Source organism: Rubellimicrobium mesophilum DSM 19309 (assembly GCF_000600335.2).
GTDB classification, from domain to species: domain Bacteria; phylum Pseudomonadota; class Alphaproteobacteria; order Rhodobacterales; family Rhodobacteraceae; genus Rubellimicrobium; species Rubellimicrobium mesophilum.
In genome coordinates, this window is record NZ_KK088560.1 from 103,879 (window position 1) to 122,741 (window position 18,863).

The following is an 18,863-nucleotide window of genomic DNA, read 5'->3' on the forward strand; positions in this document are numbered from 1 at the left end:
CATCAGAGCACCATGTCGTCGCGGTGGATCAGGGTCGCGCGGCCTTTGTAGCCCAGGATGGCCTCGATGTCCGCGCTCTTCCGGCCGGTGATCGCGCGGGCCTCCTCGGCGGTGTAGCGGGTGAGGCCGAGTCCTAGGCGGGCGCCGTCGGGCGAGAGGATTGCCACCGGGTCGCCCCGGCCAAAGCGACCATGGACAGCGGTGATGCCGGCGGGGAGGAGGCTCTTGCCCTCGGCGAGCGCACGGGCAGCACCGGCGTCGACGCAAAGCTCGCCCCTGGGCTTCATCGCGGCGATCCAGCGCTTGCGGGCAGCCTGGGGGTCAGTCTGGGCGAGGAACCAAGTGGCGTCGGCGCCCTCTTCCAGACCTCTCAGCGGGTTCATCGGGGAGCCCAGCGTGATCGCCATGGCGCAGCCGGCGTCGGTAGCAACCCTGGCGGCCATGAGCTTGGTGATCATGCCGCCCTTGGAGAGGCCGGAGACGCCTTCGCCGGCCATGGCCTCGATCTCGGGCGTGATGCGCTCGACCGTCTCGAAGCGGCGGGCGGCGGGATCCGTGTGAGGGTTGCCGCTGTAGAAGCCGTCCACGTCGGAGAGGAGGACCAGCACGTCGGCGCCGACCGTCACGGCCACCTGCGCGGCGAGGCGGTCGTTGTCGCCGTAGCGGATCTCGTCGGTGGCGACGGTGTCGTTCTCGTTGACGATGGGAACGACGCCGAGGGAGAGCATCGTTTCCATCGTCGCGCGGGAATTCAGGTAGCGGCGCCGGTCGGTCGAGTCCTCCAGGGTCACGAGGACCTGGCCGGTGACGATGCCGTGGGGGCGAGGGCCTCCTCGTAGGCGCGGGCGAGGCGAATCTGGCCAACGGCGGCGGCGGCCTGGCTCTGCTCCAAGGGGAGGCCTCCGGTGGGGAGGCCGAGAACGCCGCGACCGAGGGCGATGGAGCCGGAGGAAACGAGGATGACCTGCGTGCCGCGCGCGCGGAGGTGGGCCACGTCGGCGGCGAGGCTGCGGAGCCAATCGCCGCGCAGGCCGGTTGCCCGGTCCACGAGGAGCGCGGAGCCGATCTTGACGACGAGGCGGCGGGCGGTGGCGAGCGAGGGCATCGCAACGGTCTCGCGCGCAGCGGTCAGGGTTGCCACGGCTTCACCTCCTCGGTGTCGGCACGCTCCTCGGCGCGGCCTTCGTCGATGATGGCGCGGAGGGCGCGGAGGACCTCGGTCACACCCGCCTTGGTGGCGCCGGACATCATCATCACCGGACCTTCGGCGACCTCCTCCAGGGCGGCGAGCTTCTCCTCGCGCTCTTCGGCGTCGAGCGCGTCGATCTTGTTGAGCACCGTGATGCGGGGCTTGTCGGCGAGGTCGCCGCCATATTCCTCGAGCTCGTTGATGATGATCTCGCAGTCGGTCGCGGGGTCCTCCGAGGTGCCGTCGATCAGGTGGAGGAGGACCTTGCAGCGCTCGACGTGGCCGAGGAACTGGTCGCCGAGGCCCCTGCCCTCGCTGGCGCCCTCGATCAGGCCGGGGATGTCGGCGATGACGAACTCGGCGCCGTCCACGGCGACCACGCCGAGGTTCGGGACCAGCGTCGTGAAGGGATAGTCGGCGATCTTGGGGCGAGCGTTGGAGGTCGCGGCGAGGAAGGTGGACTTGCCGGCGTTTGGCATCCCGAGGAGGCCCACGTCGGCGATGAGCTTCAGGCGCAGCCAGACCGTGCGCTCCACCCCCTCCTGCCCTGGATTGGCGCGGCGTGGGGCGCGGTTGGTGGAGGTGGTGAAGGCCATGTTGCCCCAGCCGCCGTTGCCTCCCTCGGCGAGGACGACGCGCTGCCCGACCTCGGTCAGGTCGGCGATCAGGGTTTCCTCGTCCTCGTCGATGATCTCGGTGCCCACGGGGACGCGGAGGATCACGTCGTCGCCATCGGCGCCGGTCCTCTGGCTGCCCTGGCCGGAGCGACCGTTCTTCGCGAAGAAGTGCTGCTGGTAGCGGAAGTCGATCAGGGTGTTCAGCCCCTCGACCGCCTCGACGATCACGTCGCCGCCCTTGCCGCCGTTGCCGCCGTCGGGGCCGCCGAACTCGACGAACTTCTCGCGGCGGAAGGAGATGCAGCCGTTGCCCCCGGAGCCGGAGCGGACATGCACGCGCGCAAGGTCGAGGAACTTCATGGGTCGCGGTCCTTTCGTCAGGCCGCAGGGCATAGCGGAAGCGGGGGTCTGGCTCAACATGATCCTGTCGTCGTTCGGGGTCCCTTGAGGGGCGATTCGAGAACAGGATGCCAGAGAGAGGTTAACGAATTGCGAGACCAACGAACGGTGGTCGGCGGGGGGAGACGCAACACCCCCTGGAGCCGTGATATGGGCGCCCGATTCGCCTTGCGCTAGGCGCGGCTGGCCCAGCGGTCGGGGGTGAGGCGCATCAGGCGGCTGTGGACCTCGTGGCCCCGGGCACGGCAGGGACTCAGGCGCAGGCCCACCGGCTCGAATCCGAGCTTGGCGAGGACGTTCGCGGAGCGGTCGTTGCCGAGGAAGTGCCCGGCGAAGACCTCCCCTGCCCCGGGTTGGGCGAAATGCCACCCGAGGACGGCGCGGCCCGCCTCGGTCGCCAGGCCCCGGCCCCAGGCGCCGCGCTCCAGCCAGTAGCCGAATTCGTGACCCAGGCCGATGATGCCGCGAAGCTGGCCGTCGTCGATGACCCAGACCTTCCCTGCGTCGTCGCGCGCGTGGGCAAGGAACCACTTGGCGTCAGCCTGGGTGTAGGGGAACGGGACCACCGAGAGCCATCGCGCGATCTCGAAGTCGTTGATCCTCTCCACCAGGGTGGAGAGGTCGGCTTCCTCGATGGGCCGCAGCGCCAGGCGCGCGGTGCGAAGGACCCTCACCTCGGCTTCTTGAGGGGGAGCGCGTAGGTCCAGGTGGGCACGACCACGCCCCGGGCGACCGAGAAGGACTCGGCGTCGCCCAGGTATTCGAAGCCGTTGTTCGTCAGCACGCGCGCGGAGCCGGGATTGTCCTGGAAGACCTCGGCGAACATGGTCTGCGAGCGCTGCGGATTGGCGGCGATCAGGGCGCCGACGGCCTCGGAGGCGAGGCCGGTGTTCCAGAAGGCGGGGGCGATCCAGAAGCTGATCTCGCTCTGGTCGCGGTCCATGCGGGCGAGGTGGATGAGGCCCAGGAGCTCCCCGAGGCCCTGCGCGGTGCCGTCGAGGGCCCAGACATCCTCGCTTCGCGTGGGGCCGAGGGCGCGGGCCACCAGCGCCTCGGCGGCGCCGGGCGGAAAGGGATGGGGAATCGAGCGGGTGCCACGGGCGACCCGCTCATCGCCGGCGTAATGGGCGATGAGGCCGGCGTCCGAGCGCTGCAGGGGGCGGAGCACGAACCGCTCGGAGGCGATCACCGGCTGTGGCGCGACCGGATCGGCCAACGTCTTGGCGATGGATTCGAGCATCGATCTGTCCTTCCCCTCGAGCGTCCGGACCCTCCTCCGATCCGGGGCGCCTGCAGGAATCCTAGCATGGAAGTGCGGCGGATTCGTGAACGTAATTGGGGCGGCGCATGGCAGGCCTGCGCCCTCCCCGGAGGCTTGACCCTGAAATGCGAAGGGGGATCGGCCGTTCCGCCGATCCCCCGTCCTTGCCACTTGGGGCTGTTCGGCGCTTACTCGGCGGCTTCGGCGACGGGCTGGACGGACACGAAGGTCCGGCCCTTGAGGCCCTTGCGGAAGGTCACCTGGCCGTCGGCCACCGCGAAGAGCGTGTGGTCCGTGCCCATGCCGACGCCGGTGCCGGGCCAGATCTTGGTCCCGCGCTGGCGCACGATGATGTTGCCGGCGATCACGGCTTCGCCGCCGTACTTCTTGACGCCGAGGCGGCGTCCGGCGCTGTCGCGCCCGTTGCGGGAGGAGCCGCCTGCTTTCTTGTGGGCCATGGGATCTTACTCCTGGGTCGAGGCGGCGGCCTTGCGGCTCGCGCGCGGCTTCGGGGCGGCCTCGGCGGCCGGCTCATTGGCGGCGACGGGGGCCATGTCGGCGAAGGCGGGCCGGGTGCCCGAGCCGATTGCGGCCTTGACGCCCGTGGCCTCTCCGCCCGAGGCGAGGATCTCGGTCACGCGGACGAGCGTGAGTTGCTGGCGTGGCCCTTGGTCCGCTTGGAGGAGTGCTTGCGGCGGCGGCGGACGAAGTGGATGACCTTCTCGCCCTTGATCTGGTCGATTACGGTCGCCTGGACCGCGGCGCCGGCCACGAAGGGCGCGCCGATCTGGTCGCCGACGACCAGGACCTCGTTGAACTGGATGGTCTCGCCCGCCTCGCAGGAGAGCTTCTCGACACGCAGCACGTCGCCCTGCTGGACCCGGTACTGCTTGCCGCCGGTCTTGAGAACCGCGAACATTGGTCTTCCTTTTCTGCTCCGCGCCCTGCGGCCCCCCGTTCTGGGGCGTTGTGGGACCGGTGGGTCCCGCCTCGGACAGCGCGCCCCTGGGGGGCGTTCGTGATAGGGACGCGGCCGAAACCGCAGTGTCGTCAAGTCCAGCGCGGCAAAGCCACGCGGGCCCCGCAAACGAATCCGCTTGCCGGGATGGCGGCTTATCTGCGCAACTGCTGCCCGAGTCAACCGGAAAGCAGGGGCTGCACGATGATCCGACCGATGCTCGTGGCCGCGCTTCTGGCGCTGGGAGCCTGCTCGCAGGGGCTCGACATCGGCGCGCTGATCAACCCGGCCGAGGCCCAGCGGCGTGGCGCCGTGGAGGTGGCGGTGAAGTCGGCCTGGCCCGGAATCCTGGGCGAGATCGAGGTCGGGAGCGGGCCGAACCTCGCTCGCGCCATGGACGCCGCTGGCGTGCCGGCGCAGGACCGGACCGCCCGGGTGATCCAGCTCCGCGGCGACCTCGGTCTCTACGAGGCCAATCCGGCGGCGCTGACGACGGCGCTGATGCTCTATGGGGGATGATGACGGCCGGGGGCGCGACGGACGGTCGCGGGGGCGCCGTTCCCGGTTCATTCCCTTGAATACGTTCGACTAATCCCCATCTGGGGCGCGTGTCCGGTCCGGTGACGGGCAAACGGTGTCCTGCTTCCGGGCCGCGATGGCTCACACAAGCAAGGAGGACCACGATGGCTCGCAATCCGCTTTCCCCCTACCGCGGCGGCGGCCTGCTCGGCGGGGGCTTCGACCCTCTCTCGCTGCATCGGGAGATGAACCGCCTCCTCGACGACTTCATGGGCGGGACGCCGATGGCCGCCCAGGGCCAGTCCGGCGGGGGCAACATCATCAACGCCCACATGAACGTCTCGGAGACCGAAAACGAGATCCGCATCTCGGCCGAGCTGCCGGGCGTCGGCGAGGACGACATCGACGTGAGCCTGAACGACGACGTGCTCACCATCCGGGGCGAGAAGAAGTTCGAGAGGAAGGACGACAAGGAGAACTTCCACTTCGTCGAGCGCTCCTACGGGACGTTCCAGCGCTCGCTGCGGCTCCCCTTCCCCGTCGATCCCGAGCAGGTGCGGGCCAGCTTCGAGAACGGCGTGCTCACCGTGACGCTTCCCAAGGCGGCCCAGCGGGAGCGCACCCGGCGCATCCAGGTGCAGCGGGGACAGGGCGGAGCGCAGCGGATCGGCCAGGAGCGGGAGGGCGGCTCCACGGGCCAGGCCCAGGACGGCAAGGCCGGGGGAGGACAGCCGTCCGGCGGGCCGCGATGAGGCGCGGCGACGCGGCGGGGCCCCTCGGGGTCCCGTCCTGCGGTCAGATCTCCTCGGTCGTCATGTAGCGCGCCGCGGCGAGGCCCAGGGCGCGGGAGACATCGGTGAAGCGTTCGTCGAAGGCTTCGAAGACGGCAAGGTTCAGGGCCTGGCCGGGCTCCGTCTCGGAGAAGGCGATCAGCGCCTCGATGTCGGCATCGGTGGCGGGCTCGTAGGCCTTGAGGAGGAAGGAGTAGGCCCATTCCTCGGTCTGGGCGCGGATCTGCGGCTCCTGGCCGGCGACGTCGGCGAGGAGGTCCGACTCGGTCATGTCGTCCGAGAGGGCGCCGCCGTCGAGGAGCCCCGTCAGGTAGGCCACGTTGTTGTTCATCGTGCCCGCGACGTTCATCTCGATGAGGTCGGTGGCCTCGGCGTAGCGCTGCAGGATCTCCAGGCGCGGCGAGTTCTGGAACAGCGCGACGGCGGCCCTCTCCTTGGCCTCCTGCTCCACCTCCTCGTCCATCATCGCCTCGCGCGCGTCGAGCTCCAGCGCCGTGAGGCTGCGCCCGGGCTCGGCCTGGAGGAAGGCCAGCATCGCGGCGGTGTCCTGGCCCCGGAGGTCCTCGGCGAGCGAGGCCAGGACCTCCTGCTCCATGTGGCCGGGGTCGTAGATCGCGGCGACGAGGTCGGTCCAGTGCTGGGGCACGGGGCGCCCCTCGAAGACCGTCCGGGCCAGGTCCTCGCCGTGGGAAGCCCCCTCCTCCGCGACGACGTCGATCACCTCGGGCAGGAGCAGGGCGTCGTAGATCGCGCGCACGTCGTCGGGCACCTCGCCGGTGGTGGCGGTCGAGGTCTGCGCGAGGGCGGGAACGGCGGTCAGGGCGACGGCCAGGATGCTGGCGGTGCGGAGGATCATCGGTCGGGGCTCCTCTTGGGTCCGCGGCGTGGACGGACGTTCCAGGGAGCATAGGCTCCGGCGTGGGGGGCGCCAAGGGACAGCCTGGGCCACTGACGGGATCGTCAGGACGTGCGACTCCGCGCATAAGGGGGTTGCGCCCGACGACGCCCCCGACTAGATCGGACCTCGGCCGCGGAGAGATGCCGGAGCGGTCGAACGGGGCGGTCTCGAAAACCGTTGAGGGTGCAAGCCTTCCCAGGGTTCGAATCCCTGTCTCTCCGCCACATCAACCCTGAAAACTGAGCCTTTTCAGATAGTTATATGGTCGTTGTCGGCTCTGGCCCCACGTTAAGCCCCACGTTCCGACCGTGAATGTCTGGGACTCGTGCCAGTTGCGAGGGGGCCCGAAGACCCCCTTTCGCGATTCAGGGAGTCACCTCATGGTGAGCGGCCGACCGGGGCTGGCGGCAAAGGAAAGTTGCGAAGTCGTCGGACTCGTCCGGAGAAAGTCTGTCCCAACTGAAGCCATGTGCAGGCTGCGTGACGCTGGCACCGTCGGCGCCCGCAAACATCTCGGCGATCGCGATTGCGTCCGGCAGACTGTTCATGACCACCTCCAGGCGAACTAGTGCTCGTTCGCCAGCGGTAACGTAGGCGACGACATAGCCGCTGGGGATACCTCGCGCGACGATGGCGGTACACGCCTCGTCTCCCTCGCCATAGGTGCTGCCGTTCCAGAGAACACGAAGGCCTAAGTCGAACTCCCTCTCCACCACGGCCATGGTGGACTCCATTAGCGAACGGAGATTCTCGCGAGGTAATGACCAATCCTTGGGCGAGACGCGCAGTTCGCTCCTGTCAATCAGTTGTGCTGTTGGTTTAGCCATGATCCTTCCTACCCCGGCCCCGTGCCGGGTGAGGCAAGACCTAGCGCGCGCGCTCTCAGGCGTCCAGAAAAATATTGAAAGTCAGAGACTTACACGCATAACTTGACAGTCAACATACGCGTGTAAGTGCGAAATCAGTCCCTTAGAACATCTTGTCGAACAGAGCCGCGTTCATGGATGGGCGACCCGGCCGCCGCTGCCGCTTCAGCGCCTCCACAGCCTTTTTCGCCTTCTCCAAGAAGTGAGCCACAAGGGCCGCATCCATGGCCCTCAGCGTCTCGATATGGTGAGGCTGGAACGGGACCCCCTTGAGCCGGCACCAGGCTTCGATCTCAAGGAAGGTGATAGGTGCCGGTCCCGCGTCCCCGACGTGACGGGTCGCGTCCAACTCGAGGAACGCCTGCCATAGGATCTCACCCGCTTCCGGGACACGGACCCGGGCCGTTGGGCTGGCGAGGTGATCCTTCAGCGCGGTCACCAGTTGCCGCTTGAGTCGGTCCCCGCCCTTCATCTCGACATGGCCCCACCTATGGCGCGGGCGTTCCGGGTCATAAAGTTCAGCATGACCCGTTGCCCTGCTTCCGTGGAAAGCGCCTGACTCATCACGTCGGACGCCTCGAAGACGTTCACGTTCTTGACGTTGACCACGGGCGTCACGGGCTTCTCGGCCGGAGGGGGCATCATCGGCGAGGTTAGGGCCTCAGCCGCTTCATCCCGCACGAAGCCGCCCGTGGCATAGCCGCGCGCCGCGCGATGCATTGCCTCGAGCCGCCCGACGCCGATGCGCTGAACCGCGCGCTTGCTGAAAACGTACTCGCCCCCATGGACGATACCCTTCGGCTCCCAGGTCCCGCCTGCGCCCGTGTAGCCGCCATAGGCGAAGCCGCCCCCTAGCAGGCCACCAAGCCAACCGATCGCGTTCCCCATGGTCCCGCCACCTTCGGCCATGCCGAGTAGCGCCTTCTGCATCTGGACCCGGGCGATCTCGATCAGGAGTTGCCCCAGGGCCTCGCGCGCCGACATTGAGCCGCTGAGGATGCCCATGAACATATCCGTCAGACGATCGGCCCCGCGCTTCGCGTTGTCTTCGATGAGGCGCAGCCGATCGGCGGCATCCTCCGCCGCCTGCCCCGCCGTGGTGTAGGACAGGGCGAGTCGGTCAATCGCCGCCCGAACTTCTGGCGTGATCTCCTGCCCGGACTGCTGGGCTTCATACAGGAGCTCGGCCCGCTTCCGGGCGTAATCCATGGCGTCACCCACGTCCCGGCCGCTTTGCGACACTGCCATGAGCTCGGCCGCCTCAGCCTCGAGCTTGGCAATCTGCTCCCGGGTCGACTCCACCTCGCGCTGATAGTCGGACAGGCGCGGCGTACCACCGCCCCCTCTCGAGCCGCCGCCACCGCCGGCGGAAACCGGGACTCCGAAGTCAATGTCGGCGGGACGTGTCTGGGGTCGGAGGGTGTTGCGGTTCCAGCCACCATCCGGCGCCGTGTAGTCGTCCACCAAGGGCGGACGGGTCGGAGGAACCGGGGCATTCCGCGGTGCTTGCGGAGTGGACGTGGCCATGCCGGCACCGGCGGAGTAGACGTTGCCAGTGTTCCCTCTTGGGTCCTCGAGGTCTGCGGGCGAACCGCTTCCGGGAAGCTGGGCCCGCAAGCTCGCCGCCGCACGGGCTGCGTTCACAAGGTTTGCGGCGAGGCCGGTGACGGCCATGATGACGCTGCCCAAGTTCTCTTGGTCGATCGCGTCAAGCTGGGCCAGAACGTCAGAAGCCGTGCCAGCCGCCTCACCCATGCGCGCCTCAAAGTCCTGCGCAGAGATAGAGCCGTCGTCCAACCCGGCCTGAAGGTCGCGCATCTCCTGCGCAGCCGCTCGAAGTGCAGCCTCTGCATCGGTGTCGCCGATCTCCCGAAGGTAGTTCGCAGCCCGATCCAGATAGGGGGCAAGGTTCGCCCCCTCGCCTGCCACGTTCTCATAGAGCGCCAGGATCTCGCGCAAGGCGTCTTCGTGTTCGCGGATCAGCTCGGGGTTTGCCTCCATGCCCTCCGCAACGGCCGGGCCCAGAAGGGCCGCAGCTTGCGCGCTGTTCCGCAGCACTTCGTCAATGCGCTCGATCTGCTCGCCAAGGTTCAGCACCTCGCCCGCGAAGTCCGCCGTCCCGACCACAAGCCGCTGGAACAGGTTGCCCACCTTCGCCGCCACCTCGCTGAACCGGCGATCCAACTCTTGCGCCTTGGCAATCGTCTCTTCGTCCAGAACCAAGCCAAGTTCGTGCGCCCGCTCGATTGTGGCGCGGAGTCCGGCTTCGCCCTGCCCGATCAGCTCCACGAAACGTTCACCACCCGTCCCGCCGAAGACCTCATCCGCGATGCGGATTTGCGCGGCCCTGTCGAAGTCCTCGAGCCGCCCGATGATCTCAAGCAGGAGTTCCGAAGGTTCCTTGAGCCGTTCCGACAGGTCTTCCGCTCCGAAGCCCAGCCGGCCGAAGGCTTCCGCCGCGGAGCCGGCCCCAGTCTGAATGAACTCGTCCGCCCGGAGTGACAGTTCCTTCAGCCCGTCAGTCAGGGCATCCACGTCGATGCGGTTCTGTTCCGCCACGAACTTGAGTTCTTGGAACGTCTCCACGCTCACGCCAGCACGCCGCGCCTCATCCCCAAGGCTGGCCAGACTCTTGACGGCCTCATGCACCCCTGCCGTGATCGCTGCTGTTGCGGTCGCGATCGCCCCGACGGCGAGCCCTTGCACGAAGTTCCGGCCGAAGTTGCCGACCTGCGCCGTGGTCGAAGCGAGGGCCTGATTGATGCGAGCGGTCGCCCGTTGCATATCGGTTTCCATCTGCCGCGTGGCGGACTGGGAATCCCGTTGCAGCCGCTGGAACGAACGGGTTCCCGTCTGCTCCGCCCGCTTCATGCGCTTCTCGAATTCGTTCACCCGCGCCTCGAGGGAAACGATCAGTCGTTCTTCATCCGTGGGCATGATCGCTCCTCAGGCTGTCCACATGTCGTCATCGAACCAGGCGGCCGAAGTCGTCAGTTCGTTTTCGTTGCTGGCGCACCGCGCCACGGCCATGGCTGCCGCCACCGCCCCGTCGATCTTGTTGCCGCTCTTGCCCTTGTGGAACGACTTGTTCCCCGCCGAATCCACATGGAGCTGAATGTTCCCGAAGTTCCACCGCAGGACCGGGTTGGCCCCGTGCCGGAAGCCACCTTTCAGAACGGCGCGTTCCAGCTCTTTGACGGCCGGCGCCATGGTGACCCACCCTTGCCGGAACTCCACCACGGGCAAGCCGTCTTCGCTGAGGTTCGCCATCATGTGCCGCCCGTAGGTCGGATCGAAGGCGATCTCCCGAACGGAATGGGTCGCGCATAGGTCGCGAATGTGATCCTCCACGGCCTTTAGATCGACCGTGTTGCCGGGCGTCGGGATGATGAACCCCTCTTCTGCCCAGGTCACATAATCGACGCCATGGAGCTCGCCCCGCTTCCTCAGGTTCTCTTCCGGGCAGAAGAACCACGGGACTACCTGATAGCCGTCTTCGCCATCCCGCCAGCACGCGACAACCGCGGTCAGGTCTTCGTTCTTGGACAGGTCGACTCCGATCCAACATGGCTCTTGGACCATTTCCAGTTCGTCCAGATCCACGGCCGCGGCGCCTTGGTCGTAAACGTGCATCTCGACAAAGGGCGAAGTTGACTGGTCCAGCCATCGGTTGAGGTTGAACTGCAGAAAGGAGTCCCGCTCGAATGGTGAGTGTTCCGCCTTGCGCGCCTTGTCCCGGAATCCGGTGATGTCGGGATACCCATGCTGCAGACCGGGGTTCGCGTCGAACCAGAGGGACTCGTCTTTCCAATCGTCTTCGGCCTCAGCCATGAAGATGACGGGCAAGGTCGCAGGGTCTTCGATCTCACCCTTCTGAACCTTCATGGCGTAGGAGACAGTTTCCCACGCCAAATTCTCCTGTCCGCGGCCCGACGTGCTGGCCACGATCAAGAGCGTCCCGGGCACCTTCACCAGGGCCGAGTCTAGCGCCTCCCACTGGCGCAAGCCTGCCCTGCCCTCCCATGCGTGGAGCTCGTCAGCAATGACTACGTTGGGGGTCTTGCCGTGCTGCGTCTTGCCGTCGGATGCCACTGCGACATAGCGCGTCCGTTCCTTGTTGAAGGCGATCCGGCTGACGTACTCCCGAACGCTGAGGTGTTTCGACAGGCGCCCGTCGTTCTGGACGATCATGGCCGCTTCGTTGAACAGCTCGAGGGCCTGTTCATGGGCGGACGCAGCCGAGACGATCAGGCCGCCGGGCTGCCGTTCGGGCCCGATCAGGTGCAAGAGGGTGAGCCCCGCCGCAAGGGAAGTCTTCCGGTTGCCACGGGGCAAGAGGAGCACCACGCGCCGGACAATGCGGCTGCCGTCTGCGTTGCGCGGCCCATAGATCTTCCGAACGATCCGCTCTTGCCAGGGGTCAAGCTTGAATGGGTGACCGGGCGCAGGGTTCTTCGGATGCTTCAGCTTCCGCAGCCATTTCACCGCCCGTTCCCCGTAGCCCATCGGGTCAGGGATCTCGGACCCGTCACTGATCCAAGAGGGAGTCATCATCGTCGTCTTCCCTGATTGCGGGTCGGGAGCGTGACACGGGAGTCAGCCCCAGTTCGGCCGCCAAGAGCCGCGCCCGGGTCATCGCGTCCGACTGAATACCGGTCGCCGGGTTGCGCTTGGGCACCCCCTTCACGGTGATGACATGGCCCTTGTCCTGTAGTTCGCGCTCCATCTCGCGAACCGTGCCGATCGCCACGCAGAACATTTCAAGGCTGCCCAGGTCGGCTTCCGTCAGGATGCGCCGCTCGGCCAGGATCGGCATGACTCGGTCCCACTCCGCCTTCGCATCCACGGACAGCCAGTCGGGCGCCGGCAAGTCACCGATCGGGGCGGAGTCGGTGCGAAGGTTCGGCTTCGTCCCACGCATCATCCGGCCCCGTTCACGTTGACGCAGCGGATCTCCAGACCCTCGCGCCGGCCGATCAGTCGCACCTCCCGCACGTTCCACAGAGCTCCTTGGAAGGCGATCCGGTCCGCCGTGGTGAGGTCGCCGAAGGGCCGCGTGCGGAAGACGATCGTGCCGTTATCGGCGGCGCCGCCGTCCTCGAGGAACTCCGCCGTTGACCGTTCCACCACCTCAGCACGAAGCCGGGCGTACTCTCCCCAAGTCGGGACAGGCGTCCCGGCTTCGTTCACGGTCACTGTGGACCGCTGAAGCCGGATCAAGTGAGCAAGCGCACCGGCCTTCATGGCGTCACCTCTTCTGCCAGAACTTCGATCGTCACCACGCCATGCGAGGTCTCCCCGTCCGGGTCGCGCATGGTGCGGCTCGAAACCACATGGGAGTCGATCGCGTGGAAGTTGGGCCCGAGGTCTAGGCGCCCGGCGGACAGTGCCGCCTCTACTACGCCGCAAATCTCCTTCGCGCCTTCGAGGGACGGTTCGGTTTTCCAGACGTGCAGCGTATGCCAGACGCGAGTCCGCCGCCGCAGGATGCTCGAGCCGGCGCCCGTAATCATGGACTCTCCCAGCACGATCCCGGGCCGGGGCGCCGGCCTCTGGTGCCGATCCAAGATCGAGTTAGCCGGAACAAGCGCCGTGACCCCGGAAGATGCCACAAGCCGCGCCCGGATCGCCCGTTGAACTGCCAGGTCTGCACTCATCGCTTCGCCTCCCGGATCGCCTTGCCGATCGCCCGCTTGATGCGGTTCGCGGCCTTCTTTCGGGACAGGCGAAAGCCGGGCCAGAAGTACGGTTGCGCTCGCTGGAGCTTGGTCCCGTACTCAACCAAGTGCGGGTAGCGGACTTCGCTGTTGCCGGCCGTGACCGCCGCTGCGTTCTCAGGCACCACCATGGAGCCGCCCGGTTGCGAGTAAGGGGGCGTCTGTTGACCCGGTCCGGTGACGGCAATGCTCGCCTTCAGGTCGCCTTCATCCTCTGGCGCAAGAGCCCGCATGGCGTCTGCCACGTCCTCGGCAGCCTTCACCAGGGCAGGCTTAACCACCTCCCGGGCTGCCTTGGGGATCGCCCGCATCCGCGCTTGGAAGCGCCCGAGTCCACCGTCGCCGGGCATCAGAAGCTGAACCCCCGATACTCTCGAACGACCTCCTGCACTCCGAAAGGGATCTCTTGGACGTTCGGGCCGGCAGCCTCGCGAGACTCGTACCACCACGCGGCTAGCTGTGAGACGGCTTCCACCAGCGCCGGCGGAACCGCTTCTTGATCCGTGCCACCGAACTGCGCTTCGATCTTGAAGCCCAGCAACCGCTCCACATGGTTCTGGGCCGCAGCGATCTTGCGACCCAAGAGGGCATCGTCTGTCGTTCCCAAGTCATCGGTGAACGCCAGTTGCTCTTTGACTTGCTCCAGGGTCACGATCGCCATGGTTAGCCCCTCAGAACCATGGTGACGGTGATCGCGTACGCCAAACCACCGAAGATGTTCGGTCGCAGGTAGCGTGCAGCGGACTTGAAGTCGGTCGTGCAGAAGTTGCGCGCGTCATCTTCGCCGGCGAACGTGTTTCCGTCCTCGAGGAAGACCCGCCACCATTCGGCCCCGTCATTCGACTGACGCAGCCCAACCACGGCACCCCCGAACGTCCCTGAGAACTGCACCGATCCCGTAGCCGCTTCGTTCCATTCGGGTTCGTAAGGTTGTGCCGTGTCGCCCGGAGCAAGTTCCCAGGTGATGACTTTGACGCCGTTCGCGCCGGGCTTTGCGTCGTAGTTTTTCACGGCCATGTCGTTTTTCCCATTTCATGCGAATGTTGCGCGAAGTCCCGCGCGCCGGTCCCCATGGCACCCGGAAAGTTGGAGACCACCCCCGGGCCCATCGGGTCAGGGCGCCGCTTCGGCCGCTTCGACGCGGACGATGTTGGAGTTGATCCAGAGCGAGAAGTTCACCTTCGCGGCTTCGGTATCCGCGTTGGCCAGTTGCTCTTCGGCCCTGCCCACGTTGGCGATGCACAGCCGCTCCGAGGGCGTCCCGCCATCCGGCGCGTCCGGGAACACGATACGAACCGCATAGTTCCTGTTCGTCTTCTCGGCCGCGATCAGGGCTGCTTGTCCGGGGTCGTCAGCGTCGATGCTGCAGATCAATTCCCAGGTTGCACCTTCCCGCATTCCCTTGAAGCGGACGACACGGTTGGCGCGGATGCGCTTGGTTCGGACTTCGGTCGCGGTGTCGCCGATGCTCCCGAGCTCTTCGTGACCCAGGATCTCGGTCCAATCCTGATCCGCGAAGTCGGCTTCAGCGTAATCGAACACCTTCAGCGGAAGCGGGCCGCCGATGTAGATCCGAGTCCCTGCTGTGGAGAACATCTTCATGGCTGAATGGCTCTGTTGAGCAATTCGGCGTAAGAGCGAGCTGCCCCTGACCCCGTCGGCTTTATGCAACGCGCTTGGTCTCGGGGGTGCCGAGGGCGGTGAAGCGGTTGAGAAGGGCGGCACGGATCTGAAGCTCGGCGGTTTGGCGGCTGGGGGTTCGGGCTGAGAGCCGCTCACCCAGGAGCTTCATGCACCGCATCTTGGCCTCGATGCGACTTCGTCGGTGATAGCCGCTCCAGCTGCGCCAGATCACCCGGCCGAAGCGGCGGCTTGCCCGGAGGATGTCGTTGCGGGCCCGAGCTCCTGGCGTGGTCTCTTTCCAGGGTCGACCGTTGCGGCGGGTCGGGATCACGGCCGTGGCCTCACGGGCGGCGACAGCGGCGTGACAGGCTCGCGTGTCATAGGCGCCATCGGCGGTGACAGTACTGATGGGCTCTTCCAGTGGGATCTGCTCGAGCAGTTTGGGGAGCATGGGCCCGTCACCAACGCGGCTCCCGGTCACCTCAACAGCTCGGATCTCCAGCGTCTCGGCATCGATGCCCAAGTGGACCTTGGCCCACTGTCGCGGGCGCGAGGCGCCGTGCTTGCGGCAGGACCACTCGCCTTCGCCCATGGCCTTGATGCCGGTGCTGTCGACCAGCAGGTGCAGCGCACCCGTGCTGGGCCGGTAGGGGATCGTGACGATCAGATCATTCTGGCGCCGACAGAGCGTGCTGTAATCCGGCACCGGCCAGTTCAGCTTCGCGAGCCTCAGCAGGCTCGCCACCAGCCCGGTCGTCTGGCGCAGCGGCAGCCCAAAGAGCGCCTTCAACATCAGGCACGCCTGGATGGCAGCATCCGAGAAGGTGGTCGGACGCCCGCGCCGGCCACTCGGGGCGGCGATCCACTCCATCTCGGGATCAAACCAGACCAAAAGCGAGCCGCGCTGCTTCAGGGCTTCACTGTAGGCGCGCCAGTTGGTCGTGCGGTAGGTCGGAGGGTCAGGCTTGGGCATCCTCATCCACTAACCCACTCAGCCTCCAAGAGGAATCCCGCAGGATTTGCGCAACAGAGCCACCGTGGGCAGATCCCGGGCGCCGGGGAACAGCTTCAGAAGTGCTGCCCATGCTTCCCCTGCCCGGTCGGGGTCGCGTACATCAAGGTCAATGAGGTGCAGGTAACCGGCCGCCGTCTCTGAGGGTTCCCCAAGGCGAATGCCGATGTTCGCGCCTTCGGTGTATCGGCCGGCAAGGTCCGCAAACCCGCATCGCGGTGCTGAACTCCAAGCACCTTCGATCGGGCTCTTTCGTTGCGGACGAAGCCAATGGAGCGCGGCCCCGGCTTCGATCAATTCCCGGTTAGCCTCAAGAAAGGCCGGGACTCCTTGCATTGCGGTGCGATGCGGGCTAGCTTCCATTCGCCAAACAATCCCATATCCTCGGGCGCCTGAATGCCGGCTCGGGCGCCCATTTTCATTAGAGAGATCTGGCGGGATCGCTCGGTTAGGTCGTCACGCTGCGTCGGAGCTAAGCTGTTTCAGCTTTGTTTTGCGGCGGTACTCCAGCACTGACGGACTTGGAGGCTTGAACGTGCCCCACAGTTCAAAGACGGCCAGTTCGCCTAAAGACTGCCATTCGACTTCGCACGGGAGACGGGCGAACTGGCGTTGAAAGGCCCACTCTTTACGGTCGAAGTGAACCAGGCGCAGGACCCGGTTCAGTCCATCGGGCATCCCACCGAACGCCTTGTAGTACTCGGCCTCCTCACGGAAGGTTACCGGCCGGGCCCAGAGAGTCCGGCGAGGATTACAGGTGAAGTACTGAAGCTCCACGCATTCGAGGTAGCTCGCCTCTGTCTCAGGATTGGCGAAGAGATGCGGGTTGCTTGTGACGTGTCGAAAGGCGTCCAGCGCCTTCGTGAGTCTTGCCGCCATTGGTCCGTCCCATTGTTCTAGTGCACCACATGGACGGAGCTGGCGGGCTCCTGCTCTTCTTCGGAAAGTTGGCTTCCCGTTGTCTTTTCAACTTCCGCGGCAAGGCGCGAAAGGTCGTCGGTTCGGAGCTGTTGGCAATTGGCCACGCAATCCCGGAAAGCCTGAAGGTCGATCGTCGGACTTTGTTTTGCCGCGACCTCGAGCGCCTTCTGTATAAGGGCGATGACCAGCAGATTCATGAGTAGGTCGGAGCGGGTCACTTGGACAGTGTCCCCATCCACTCGATCAGCGCCTTCCCCGACCAGACCTTGTCACGTTCGCCAATTCGGAATGGCGCCGGCACTAAGCCCTTCTTTACCAACCGATCAAGGTTGGCGTCAGACTGAGCAAGCATCTGCTTGACTTCGCGCTTCTTATAGAAGCGTCCGGGATCTACCTCTATCAGCATCGTTGTCCCCAACCTGCGTTCCGGTATGACGCACAGTTAGCAGGTATGATGCGATTCGGTCAACAAGTAACTGATTTGCCTAGGCCTTTCAAGTTTAACTTGAAACTCGGTCCACGTTGCCTCGCTTCCCTTGGTAGGAACTGCCAATCGTTGATCGGTCTCGCCTCATGTATGTTTCAGGCGCGAATGAAGGCGCCCCATTCCCTCATCATCGCGCGCCGCTTCTCCAGCATGTCGCCTCGCCGATAAGCCCGTTCAACGTCGCTCCCGATGCGATGCGCTAGGGCGATCTCAGCCATGTCGCGGGGGAACTCGGAATGCTCCGCAGCCCAGTCCCGGAATGTCGATCGGATGCCGTGCGGTACGGCTGCCTTCTTGCTCCGGGGGTCGATCCATCCCGGGCGCCCAGCCTTTACTTCGGACTCGTGCATCCGCCGCATGACTGCAGAAATTGTCATATCGGAGAGCATCCCGCCCCGCGTGGCCCAGAAAACATAGGGCGATCCGTTCAGCGGCGTTTGAGCCTTTAGGATCGCCAAGGCTTCGTCCGTGAGCGGCACCCGATGCTCCCGACCCGCCTTCATGCGTTCCGCCGGGATCGTCCAGAGCCGCGCCTCGAGGTCCACTTCCTCCCAGGTCATGCCCCGCACTTCCCCGGATCGTGCTGCCGTGAGCGTCAGGAACTCCAGCACCCGGGCTGCCATGCCCTCGCGCATCTGGAGCGCCCGGAACCATTGCGCCGCGTCACCAAGGGACAGGGCAGGCCAGTTGCCTGACTCCGCCACCTTGGTCGGCTTGGGTAGGATCGCATCAAGATTGCCCTTCCAGCGCGCGGGGTTGTCGCCCGTGGCATGACCCTTGACCCGGGCCCATGCCAGAACTGCTTCGATCCTGCCGCGAAGCCGTGAGGCGGTTTCCGTGCGTTCCAGCCAGTGTGGCTCAAGGACCCTCAGGATCTCGCCCACGCCAATGTCCCTCACTGCTGTCTTGCCAATGATGGGAAAGGCGAACTGCTCCAGGGAGGTCCGCCACTGGAGTTTGTGCTTGTCGCTCCCGAACTCCTCCAGCTTGCTCGCGAGGAACGCTTCCGCCGCCTGTGTGAAGGTCAAGGGCGCGTCAGGGTTCGCCACTGGCGAGGGTCGCGGGTCACCGCCGGTTCGGGCCACCCGCTTGTTCTCTGCTGCCTTGGCGCGAGCTTCCGTAAGAGTGACGTACTGGACAGACCCCAGCCCAAGGTCGCACCTCTTACCTTTAATCGTGAGGCGCTGCTGCCACCATTGAGATCCGGCCGGGCTGACCACGAGTTGCAGACCTGTGCGCCCGGGATCGTAGTAGATCCCTGCCGGTTTGACGGAGCGGAGGAATACTGCCGTGAAGGGGCGCGCCTTCGAATGTCTCTCCGCCATCGCTTGTGACCCCACGTTTGACCCCACGATTCTGCGTAGGTTATAACACTCTGCGGAGTCTCACGAAAGCCGTGAGTTTCAAGTAAATCGTTGTTTTGACTCGTGAAAGTGATGTGTCGTGAGGAGGTATGAGGAGATGTTATGTCTGCCTGTCTCTCCGCCAATTTAACCCTGCAAGTCTATGATGCATCTTAGGATTTTAGACCTAAGTCGGCTCTGTTGAGCAATTCGGCGTAAGAGCGAGCTGCCCCTGACCCCCGTCGGCTTTATGCAACGCGCT

At 65.8% G+C, this 18,863-nt stretch carries 23 protein-coding genes, 1 tRNA gene and 2 pseudogenes; 3 read left to right on the forward strand and 23 right to left on the reverse strand.

Annotated features, from left to right (window positions below; genetic code table 11):
* Positions 1-2 precede the first annotated feature (2 nt).
* The 6 genes and pseudogenes from proB to rplU all read right to left on the reverse strand — a co-directional run bounded on the left by proB (position 3) and on the right by rplU (position 4,385).
* Positions 3-1,105, reverse strand: a pseudogene (proB, locus tag RUMESO_RS07035) (glutamate 5-kinase).
* Between the two features lie 23 nt (positions 1,106-1,128).
* Positions 1,129-2,166: a GTPase ObgE gene (gene obgE, locus RUMESO_RS07040; protein ID WP_037279189.1), complete on the reverse strand. Its 1,038-nt coding sequence runs from the start codon at positions 2,164-2,166 to the stop codon at positions 1,129-1,131.
* A gap of 212 nt (positions 2,167-2,378) precedes the next feature.
* A complete protein-coding gene (locus RUMESO_RS07045; RefSeq protein ID WP_037279191.1) occupies positions 2,379-2,879 on the reverse strand; it encodes a GNAT family N-acetyltransferase in 501 nt (166 codons plus the stop codon).
* Positions 2,876-3,445 (reverse strand): GNAT family N-acetyltransferase, encoded by a 570-nt coding sequence (locus tag RUMESO_RS07050; RefSeq protein WP_037279193.1) that lies wholly within the window; start codon positions 3,443-3,445, stop codon positions 2,876-2,878. The genes RUMESO_RS07045 and RUMESO_RS07050 overlap by 4 nt, the downstream gene beginning before the upstream one ends.
* 209 nt (positions 3,446-3,654) lie before the next feature.
* Positions 3,655-3,924: a 50S ribosomal protein L27 gene (rpmA, locus tag RUMESO_RS07055; RefSeq protein WP_037279195.1), complete on the reverse strand. Its 270-nt coding sequence runs from the start codon at positions 3,922-3,924 to the stop codon at positions 3,655-3,657.
* A gap of 6 nt (positions 3,925-3,930) precedes the next feature.
* Positions 3,931-4,385, reverse strand: a pseudogene (rplU, locus tag RUMESO_RS07060) (50S ribosomal protein L21).
* A gap of 243 nt (positions 4,386-4,628) precedes the next feature.
* Between rplU and RUMESO_RS07065 the strand changes: the two are divergent.
* Both RUMESO_RS07065 and RUMESO_RS07070 read left to right on the forward strand, forming a co-directional pair.
* Positions 4,629-4,943 (forward strand): hypothetical protein, encoded by a 315-nt coding sequence (locus tag RUMESO_RS07065; RefSeq protein WP_037279196.1) that lies wholly within the window; start codon positions 4,629-4,631, stop codon positions 4,941-4,943.
* A gap of 164 nt (positions 4,944-5,107) precedes the next feature.
* The gene (locus RUMESO_RS07070) at positions 5,108-5,695 is read left to right on the forward strand and encodes an Hsp20/alpha crystallin family protein (protein ID WP_037279197.1); all 588 of its coding nucleotides are present in this window, start codon (positions 5,108-5,110) and stop codon (positions 5,693-5,695) included.
* Between the two features lie 43 nt (positions 5,696-5,738).
* On the opposite strand, the gene RUMESO_RS07075 is transcribed toward RUMESO_RS07070, so the two are convergent.
* On the reverse strand, positions 5,739-6,590 hold the full coding sequence (locus RUMESO_RS07075; RefSeq protein ID WP_037279198.1) for a hypothetical protein: 852 nt from the start codon (positions 6,588-6,590) through the stop codon (positions 5,739-5,741).
* A gap of 176 nt (positions 6,591-6,766) precedes the next feature.
* Here RUMESO_RS07075 and RUMESO_RS07080 point away from each other — a divergent pair.
* Positions 6,767-6,856: transfer RNA gene (locus tag RUMESO_RS07080), tRNA-Ser, on the forward strand.
* Between the two features lie 141 nt (positions 6,857-6,997).
* Here the strand turns inward: RUMESO_RS07080 and RUMESO_RS07085 are convergent.
* From RUMESO_RS07085 to RUMESO_RS07150, 16 genes are all read right to left on the reverse strand, one after another.
* Positions 6,998-7,354: a hypothetical protein gene (locus tag RUMESO_RS07085; protein ID WP_156362719.1), complete on the reverse strand. Its 357-nt coding sequence runs from the start codon at positions 7,352-7,354 to the stop codon at positions 6,998-7,000.
* 247 nt (positions 7,355-7,601) lie between these two features.
* Positions 7,602-7,937 (reverse strand): phage tail assembly chaperone, encoded by a 336-nt coding sequence (locus tag RUMESO_RS07090; protein ID WP_156362721.1) that lies wholly within the window; start codon positions 7,935-7,937, stop codon positions 7,602-7,604.
* A 29-nt stretch (positions 7,938-7,966) separates the two neighbouring features.
* Positions 7,967-10,435, reverse strand: a complete 2,469-nt coding sequence (locus RUMESO_RS07095) for a phage tail tape measure protein (protein ID WP_051521102.1) — start codon at positions 10,433-10,435, stop codon at positions 7,967-7,969.
* A gap of 9 nt (positions 10,436-10,444) precedes the next feature.
* Entirely contained in the window at positions 10,445-12,052 is a 1,608-nt protein-coding gene (locus RUMESO_RS07100; RefSeq protein ID WP_037279200.1) for a terminase large subunit, read from the reverse strand.
* Positions 12,027-12,314: a phage terminase small subunit P27 family gene (locus RUMESO_RS07105; protein WP_425414880.1), complete on the reverse strand. Its 288-nt coding sequence runs from the start codon at positions 12,312-12,314 to the stop codon at positions 12,027-12,029. The genes RUMESO_RS07100 and RUMESO_RS07105 overlap by 26 nt, the downstream gene beginning before the upstream one ends.
* Positions 12,315-12,418: 104 nt before the next feature.
* Positions 12,419-12,742 (reverse strand): phage head closure protein, encoded by a 324-nt coding sequence (locus tag RUMESO_RS07110; RefSeq protein ID WP_037279201.1) that lies wholly within the window; start codon positions 12,740-12,742, stop codon positions 12,419-12,421.
* A complete protein-coding gene (locus tag RUMESO_RS07115; RefSeq protein ID WP_037279202.1) occupies positions 12,739-13,155 on the reverse strand; it encodes a DUF3168 domain-containing protein in 417 nt (138 codons plus the stop codon). The genes RUMESO_RS07110 and RUMESO_RS07115 overlap by 4 nt, the downstream gene beginning before the upstream one ends.
* On the reverse strand, positions 13,152-13,565 hold the full coding sequence (locus RUMESO_RS07120) for an HK97-gp10 family putative phage morphogenesis protein (RefSeq protein WP_037279204.1): 414 nt from the start codon (positions 13,563-13,565) through the stop codon (positions 13,152-13,154). The genes RUMESO_RS07115 and RUMESO_RS07120 overlap by 4 nt, the downstream gene beginning before the upstream one ends.
* A complete protein-coding gene (locus RUMESO_RS07125; RefSeq protein ID WP_037279206.1) occupies positions 13,565-13,876 on the reverse strand; it encodes a head-tail connector protein in 312 nt (103 codons plus the stop codon). The genes RUMESO_RS07120 and RUMESO_RS07125 overlap by 1 nt, the downstream gene beginning before the upstream one ends.
* A 2-nt stretch (positions 13,877-13,878) precedes the next feature.
* Positions 13,879-14,226, reverse strand: coding sequence for a hypothetical protein (locus RUMESO_RS07130; RefSeq protein WP_156362723.1), 348 nt, complete (start codon positions 14,224-14,226; stop codon positions 13,879-13,881).
* A 102-nt stretch (positions 14,227-14,328) separates the two neighbouring features.
* Positions 14,329-14,817 (reverse strand): hypothetical protein, encoded by a 489-nt coding sequence (locus tag RUMESO_RS07135; RefSeq protein WP_037279210.1) that lies wholly within the window; start codon positions 14,815-14,817, stop codon positions 14,329-14,331.
* A gap of 61 nt (positions 14,818-14,878) precedes the next feature.
* Positions 14,879-15,811, reverse strand: coding sequence for an IS5 family transposase (locus RUMESO_RS07140; protein WP_037279212.1), 933 nt, complete (start codon positions 15,809-15,811; stop codon positions 14,879-14,881).
* Between the two features lie 495 nt (positions 15,812-16,306).
* Complete coding sequence (locus tag RUMESO_RS24975; protein WP_156362725.1) at positions 16,307-16,729, reverse strand: hypothetical protein; 423 nt, start codon at positions 16,727-16,729, stop codon at positions 16,307-16,309.
* A 17-nt stretch (positions 16,730-16,746) separates the two neighbouring features.
* Complete coding sequence (locus tag RUMESO_RS07145; protein WP_156362727.1) at positions 16,747-16,989, reverse strand: hypothetical protein; 243 nt, start codon at positions 16,987-16,989, stop codon at positions 16,747-16,749.
* Entirely contained in the window at positions 16,986-17,177 is a 192-nt protein-coding gene (locus RUMESO_RS24980) for a helix-turn-helix transcriptional regulator (protein ID WP_156362729.1), read from the reverse strand. Before RUMESO_RS24980 ends, RUMESO_RS07145 begins: the two co-directional genes overlap by 4 nt.
* 176 nt (positions 17,178-17,353) lie before the next feature.
* On the reverse strand, positions 17,354-18,514 hold the full coding sequence (locus RUMESO_RS07150) for a phage integrase central domain-containing protein (protein WP_037279369.1): 1,161 nt from the start codon (positions 18,512-18,514) through the stop codon (positions 17,354-17,356).
* Between the last annotated feature and the right edge of the window lie 349 nt (positions 18,515-18,863).

Bases quoted from the DNA above. Each gene is read 5' to 3' on its own strand.
- obgE (WP_037279189.1), bottom strand. From the start codon at position 2,166: ATGAAGTTCCTCGACCTTGCGCGCGTGCATGTCCGCTCCGGCTCCGGG.
- RUMESO_RS07050 (WP_037279193.1), bottom strand. From the start codon at position 3,445: ATGCTCGAATCCATCGCCAAGACGTTGGCCGATCCGGTCGCGCCACAG.
- rpmA (WP_037279195.1), bottom strand. From the start codon at position 3,924: ATGGCCCACAAGAAAGCAGGCGGCTCCTCCCGCAACGGGCGCGACAGC.
- RUMESO_RS07065 (WP_037279196.1), top strand. From the start codon at position 4,629: ATGATCCGACCGATGCTCGTGGCCGCGCTTCTGGCGCTGGGAGCCTGC.
- RUMESO_RS07070 (WP_037279197.1), top strand. From the start codon at position 5,108: ATGGCTCGCAATCCGCTTTCCCCCTACCGCGGCGGCGGCCTGCTCGGC.
- RUMESO_RS07075 (WP_037279198.1), bottom strand. From the start codon at position 6,590: ATGATCCTCCGCACCGCCAGCATCCTGGCCGTCGCCCTGACCGCCGTT.
- RUMESO_RS07085 (WP_156362719.1), bottom strand. From the start codon at position 7,354: ATGGCCGTGGTGGAGAGGGAGTTCGACTTAGGCCTTCGTGTTCTCTGG.
- RUMESO_RS07095 (WP_051521102.1), bottom strand. From the start codon at position 10,435: ATGCCCACGGATGAAGAACGACTGATCGTTTCCCTCGAGGCGCGGGTG.
- RUMESO_RS07100 (WP_037279200.1), bottom strand. From the start codon at position 12,052: ATGATGACTCCCTCTTGGATCAGTGACGGGTCCGAGATCCCTGACCCG.
- RUMESO_RS07105 (WP_425414880.1), bottom strand. From the start codon at position 12,314: ATGCCGATCCTGGCCGAGCGGCGCATCCTGACGGAAGCCGACCTGGGC.
- RUMESO_RS07110 (WP_037279201.1), bottom strand. From the start codon at position 12,742: ATGAAGGCCGGTGCGCTTGCTCACTTGATCCGGCTTCAGCGGTCCACA.
- RUMESO_RS07115 (WP_037279202.1), bottom strand. From the start codon at position 13,155: ATGAGTGCAGACCTGGCAGTTCAACGGGCGATCCGGGCGCGGCTTGTG.
- RUMESO_RS07120 (WP_037279204.1), bottom strand. From the start codon at position 13,565: ATGCCCGGCGACGGTGGACTCGGGCGCTTCCAAGCGCGGATGCGGGCG.
- RUMESO_RS07125 (WP_037279206.1), bottom strand. From the start codon at position 13,876: ATGGCGATCGTGACCCTGGAGCAAGTCAAAGAGCAACTGGCGTTCACC.
- RUMESO_RS07135 (WP_037279210.1), bottom strand. From the start codon at position 14,817: ATGAAGATGTTCTCCACAGCAGGGACTCGGATCTACATCGGCGGCCCG.
- RUMESO_RS07140 (WP_037279212.1), bottom strand. From the start codon at position 15,811: ATGCCCAAGCCTGACCCTCCGACCTACCGCACGACCAACTGGCGCGCC.
- RUMESO_RS24975 (WP_156362725.1), bottom strand. From the start codon at position 16,729: ATGGCGGCAAGACTCACGAAGGCGCTGGACGCCTTTCGACACGTCACA.
- RUMESO_RS24980 (WP_156362729.1), bottom strand. From the start codon at position 17,177: ATGCTGATAGAGGTAGATCCCGGACGCTTCTATAAGAAGCGCGAAGTC.